Below are 5,592 nucleotides of genomic sequence, written 5' to 3'. Positions count from 1 at the left end.
TTATACTATAAATTTTGTTTTTGAGGACATAATCAAATGTGGTACACTAAGACATTATCACTTTTCAATCATATATTCATACGAATCACCTATTTTTTTAATTGACTTATGAACTCATCATACTTTGTTCTATCCAAAAAGTTTTTTATTGTAATAATTTGTGATGTTGCAGATGATTTTTTTGCTCTTTCTACCAAATTTTCTTGTGTGAAAACCACATCTGCATCGCTTGGAATACTATCTACAGATGAATGTTTTACTGTTATATCTAAAATACCAGCATCTTTTAATGCCTTTCTAAGTATAGATTCTCCCATTGCAGAAGATCCCATACCTGCATCACAAGCAAATACTATTAATTTTATATCTGAATATAGTGATGTCTGATTATTTTCTACCATTACATTTGATGAACTCTGTGCTTTGCTAGCGAGTTTCATTTCTTTCATCTTTTCTTTTGCTTCATCGAGATTTTGACTTTCATTCTGGTTGCCTCTCTTAATTATTACTGAAGCAACTAAGAAGGAAATTATAGTACCTACTGCAACTCCTGCTAACACTGAAAGCTGACCGCCTTTTGGTGACATAGCTAATACTGCAAATATACTACCTGGTGATGGGCTTGCTACAAGTCCTGCGTGCAATAATACAAAAGTTAAATCTGCTGCCATTCCTCCTAAAATTACTGCTATTAATAAGAATGGTTTCATTAAAACATATGGGAAATATATTTCATGAATACCACCAAGGAAATGGATAATTGCCGCACCTGGAGCAGATTGTTTAGCTGAGCCCTTGCTATATACCATATAAGCTAAAAGTATTCCTAACCCTGGACCTGGATCTGGCTCAAGCAAGAAAAATATTGATTTACCCATTGAATGTACTTGTTCAATTCCAAGTGGTGAAAATACACCGTGATTAATTGCATTATTTAAAAATAAAATTTTTGCAGGTTCAACTAACATAGCTATTAATGGAAGTAGTCCTTTTTGTGTTATTATTTGAGCACCTGTTCCAAGCGCTATAGAAATACCTGACACTACTGGTCCTATAAATGAAAATGCCAATAATGATAAAGCACCACCTATAATACCAGCAGAAAAATTATTAACTAGCATTTCAAAACCCGTTGGAATTTTTCCCTCTACAGCTTTGTCAAATTTCTTTATTACAAATCCTCCAAGGGGTCCTACAATCATAGCTCCTAAGAACATTGGTATACTTGAACCAATGATAACACCAGCAGTAGCAATTGCTCCAACAACTCCTCCTCTAGACTCATAAACAAGTTTTCCGCCTTGATATCCAATTAGAATTGGTAACATATAAGTTATCATAGGGCTTACAAGTTTTGCTAGATTTCCATTAGGTATCCAACCTGTAGGTATAAACAATGCTGTAATTAAACCCCATGCAATAAATGCTCCTATATTTGGTAAAACCATACCACTTAAAAATGCACCAAATTTTTGAATCTTTCCTTTTACTGATGAATTTCTACTTGATAATTCTGCCATTTGTTTTCCCCCCAAATTTTAAAATTTTTGTTTTTTCTTTTGTGTTTCGTGTTTCTGATATCATAATACAATTTTGTGTACTCGTTTTCAATCTAAACCACTTCAGTTTCATTTGCAATTTTAAATGACAAAATTGAAATACAATTTTCACTATTATTATTTGCTTAACTTAGGCTAAAGATTCAGGTGGTATTTATTTATGTGTGGCATAGTTGGTTATGCAGGCGAAAAAGATGCAGTATCTATTCTCCTTAGTGGACTTAGTAAACTAGAGTATAGAGGGTACGATTCAGCTGGAGTGGCAGTTATAAGCAAAATGGGCGAAATGAATTTATCCAAAAAACAAGGTAGATTAGAAAATCTAAAAACAGTGCTCTTATGCCTGTAATTTCAGTTATATCATTACAATTACTTGCATATTACATTGCAGCTGCAATTTGTACTTATTTAAAACAAAACTAAAAAAGTATATTGACATTGACGCTGCGTGAAGGTGTATATTAAATTTGTCAGGAGGTGAGAACATGGAATATACAGTGCAAAAGCTAGGAAAAATGTCTGGAGTCAGCACTAGGACACTGCGGTATTATGATGAAATTGGAATTCTTAAGCCGGCAAGAATTAATTCTTCAGGATACCGTATTTACGGAAAACAGGAAGTTAATAGACTACAACAAATACTTTTTTATAGAGAACTTGGTGTAAGCTTGAAATGTATAAAAGATATTTTAACCTCCCAGTCATTCAATAGTACAAATGCATTGAAAGAACATCGTAAAAAACTTCTGGCAAAACGTGAACAATTGGAATTATTAATTGCTAATGTTGACAAAACAATAGCAGAAGCCGAAGGGAGAATTATAATGCGTGATAAAGAAAAATTTGAAGGTTTTAAACAAAAAATGATAGATGAAAATGAAAAAAAATTTGGTAAAGAAATCAGGGAAAAGTACGGAAATGAACAAATTGATAAATCAAATAAAGTATTTAAGAATTTGACTAAGGAACAATATGATAATCTCGAAAAATTAGGTCATGATGTCATTGACACCTTGAAAGCTGCCTTTCTAACAGGTGACCCAGCAGGTAAACTTGCTCAAAAAGCTGCAGATTTACATCACCAATGGTTAAGCCTTTCGTGGGGAGAATATACAAAGGAAGCACATGCTGGTGTTGCCCAAATGTATGTTGATGATGAAAGATTTACAGCCTACTATGATAAATATCAGCCAGGATTAGCAAAATTTTTGAGAGATGCTGTTCTCATATATACTGGAATTAAAAAATAAAAAATCCTATAGGCGAAGTAACAGTTTCCAAACACTGTTACTTCGCCTATAGGATTTTTTATTATATTAGAAAAAATGTCAATTTTTATAAACTTCTTTTTCTGTGGACACCACAAATTATTACTCCTATAAAAAAGCCACAAAAAGCTGGCAATATCCATCCAAATCCATAATCAAAGCCTGGCAAATATAAATGAGCAAAATTGACAACATGCATTATTACCACATTTTTTTCAATAGACTGTGGCAGTGCTTTGCATAAATCAAAAAACGCTGCGATAATTGTTAATCCAGTTGTCCATTTATAAATATCATGCTGTTTATGTATAACTGGAGTTAATAAAGACAATACAATTAAAGTTATTGCCAAAGGATATAAAAACATAAGTACTGGTAAAGAAAATTTAATTATGTTGTTTAATCCAAAATTAGCAATTATAAATGAAAATGCTGTAAATAAAATAGCATAATTTTTATATGGAATTGATTTTGGAAACATTTCGCTGAACATCTCTGAGCAAGAAGTAATTAACCCAATAGCTGTCTTTACACATGCAATTGCTACAATAGCTGCTAGTAATACTGCACCAATAAGACCTAAATAATGCTCACTTACCATGGATAAAATACTTCCTCCATTATCAGCGCGCTTTACGCTTCCTAAACTTGCAGCTCCCATATAAGCTAATGATGCATAAATAATGGACATAAGAACAACACTAACCAAACCTGATTTACATGTTTCAATAGCAACTAAGCTAGAATTTTTAATATCCATCTTTTGTATATTAGAAATAATAATTATAGCAAAAGCTAGAGATGCTAAAGCATCCATAGTATTATATCCATCTAATAGACCAGTAGTTAATGGTTGGGTTATATATTTACCCTGAGCAGCATAGTTGTTTACTTGTCCCATTGGCTTTATAAAAGCAGCAATTAATAAAATTGATAGAAGTATTAAAAAAATAGGAGTAAGATATTTACCTACCCAATCTAAAATTCTTCCTGGTCTTAGCGAAAAATAAATAGTAAAAATAAAAAATATAGATGAAAAAATAAATAATCCCAACTTTAAATATTGGTTAGAAATAAATGGATGAATTCCAACCTCAAATGCAACTGTAGCAGTACGTGGAATTGCAAATAATGGACCAATCGTTAAATATAATAAACAGGTAAATATTTTTGAATAACGTGAGCCAACTGGACTAGTCATATCAAGTAGGCTTCCGCTTTTTGAAATTGCCGATGCGACAATTCCAACTATCGGCAATCCTACACCTGTAATTAAAAATCCGATGGTAGCTGCAAAAGTGTGACTTCCAGCTTCTTGTCCCATCTGTACCGGAAAAATTAAATTACCAGCACCAAAAAATAACCCAAAAAGCAGCGAACCTATTAACAAATTTTGCTTGAAACTTAGTTTTTCTTTCATAAAATAGCCCCCTAAAATGCTTTAATAACATATTTATTCCATACATTATAATACACTTATATAATTTAGTGAAATTCTTTTTTTCATTATACAAATATATATAAACCATTTCAACTTCATACGTTTTAGTATAACATCCATTTCATAATTATTAATATATAATTACAGTATGCTAAACCAATCTTGTACACAAAACCCAATTTTAAATAGGATAATATACTTCTTAAGAGGGAAATATATAAAGGAAAGAATTATTGACTTATGGAGGTGTTATTATGAGTATATTAGGAGATATATTTGGAAATGGTGATGATAATAAAAAGGAATCTGACGATGATGATAAAAAACTTCGTCTTCACAAAGAAGAACTTGACATTGCAAAAAATAACGTTAAAAAAGGTGAAGTAGAACTCGGTAAAGAAATTATAGAAGAACACAAAGCCGTTGATGTTCCTGTAAAACATGAAGAAGTAGTAATTGAACGAAAATCCTTAAACAATGAAGCAAGTGATACACCTATAGGTGACAGCGAAGCTATTAAAATTCCTGTCAGTGAAGAAAAGGTTGATGTAGGTAAGCATACTGTAGTAACTGGAGAAGTTTCGGCTCATAAGCGTGCCATAGAAGATACGGAGCACATAGACGAAACTCTTAAACATGAAGAAGCTCGTATAAATACGGTTGGTGATCCTAACGTAGTGGATGAAGGAACCGATCAACAATAATTACTAAAGAAAAACACCTCTCAATCCAATTTATGATTTGTGAGGTGTTTTTAAACAAATGGAGGGTAAGAGCATGGGGAAAAATTTAGCATCTCAAAATAAAACAACACTTCAAATTAAAGAAGAGCAGCTTGATATAGCTAAAAAATGGATACAAACAGGAGATGTAAAGATTCATAAAGAAGTTTTTTCTGAAGAAAAGAACTTTACTATACCTATTCAACGTGAAGAACTTGTAATAGAGAAAAAATCCATTGCACCAGATACTTCAAAGAGTAAAGCTGCAGAAACACAAGTTATACGAATACCTCTAAATGAAGAACAAGTAGAGTTTTCAAAGCACAAAGTTATTTTAGAAGATATCTCAATATATAAGCAGCAAATAGAAGATATTGAACATATTGAGGAAACCTTAAAAAAAGAAAAACCTAAAGTTAAAATTTCTGGTTCTCCAAACGTCATAAACAAATTAAGTTAAAAATAAAAAATAGCAGCTTTAACTTACTGCTATTCTTTCTATTGATCAGAATCCTCCTTAAATTTCTGTCAAGCATTTTTGAAAATGTCCCAAAAAGTTTTAATTATTAGCACCAGCTTTTGCTGGTGCTTTATTGATGGTA

The 5,592-nt window shown here is 31.8% G+C and carries 5 protein-coding genes and 1 pseudogene; 4 read left to right on the top strand and 2 right to left on the bottom strand.

Annotation, left to right across the window (positions count from 1 at the left end; all coding sequences use genetic code 11):
• Window positions 1-89 precede the first annotated feature (89 nt).
• The gene (locus LQK79_RS20520) at window positions 90-1,520 is read right to left on the bottom strand and encodes a PTS mannitol transporter subunit IICB (protein WP_231017742.1); all 1,431 of its coding nucleotides are present in this window, start codon (window positions 1,518-1,520) and stop codon (window positions 90-92) included.
• A gap of 199 nt (window positions 1,521-1,719) precedes the next feature.
• On the opposite strand from LQK79_RS20520, the pseudogene LQK79_RS20515 reads away from it, so the two are divergent.
• Window positions 1,720-1,896, top strand: a pseudogene (locus LQK79_RS20515) (class II glutamine amidotransferase); the annotation flags it as partial.
• Window positions 1,897-2,044: 148 nt separating this feature from the next.
• Entirely contained in the window at window positions 2,045-2,809 is a 765-nt protein-coding gene (locus LQK79_RS20510; protein WP_231017740.1) for a MerR family transcriptional regulator, read from the top strand.
• 85 nt (window positions 2,810-2,894) lie between these two features.
• Here the strand turns inward: LQK79_RS20510 and brnQ are convergent, their stop codons facing one another.
• On the bottom strand, window positions 2,895-4,247 hold the full coding sequence (gene brnQ, locus LQK79_RS20505) for a branched-chain amino acid transport system II carrier protein (protein ID WP_053243391.1): 1,353 nt from the start codon (window positions 4,245-4,247) through the stop codon (window positions 2,895-2,897).
• Between the two features lie 275 nt (window positions 4,248-4,522).
• Between brnQ and LQK79_RS20500 the strand changes: the two genes are divergently transcribed.
• Together LQK79_RS20500 and LQK79_RS20495 are read left to right on the top strand one after the other, a co-directional pair.
• Window positions 4,523-4,972, top strand: a complete 450-nt coding sequence (locus LQK79_RS20500) for a YsnF/AvaK domain-containing protein (protein ID WP_231017738.1) — start codon at window positions 4,523-4,525, stop codon at window positions 4,970-4,972.
• 73 nt (window positions 4,973-5,045) lie between these two features.
• Complete coding sequence (locus LQK79_RS20495; RefSeq protein WP_231017737.1) at window positions 5,046-5,450, top strand: YsnF/AvaK domain-containing protein; 405 nt, start codon at window positions 5,046-5,048, stop codon at window positions 5,448-5,450.
• Window positions 5,451-5,592: the final 142 nt, after the last annotated feature.

The sequence above is a fragment of the Clostridium guangxiense genome, assembly GCF_021043395.1.
Lineage (GTDB): Bacteria > Bacillota > Clostridia > Clostridiales > Clostridiaceae > Clostridium_S > Clostridium_S guangxiense.
Note: the sequence above shows the minus strand (reverse complement) of the source record. Positions and strands in the feature narration are given on the sequence as shown.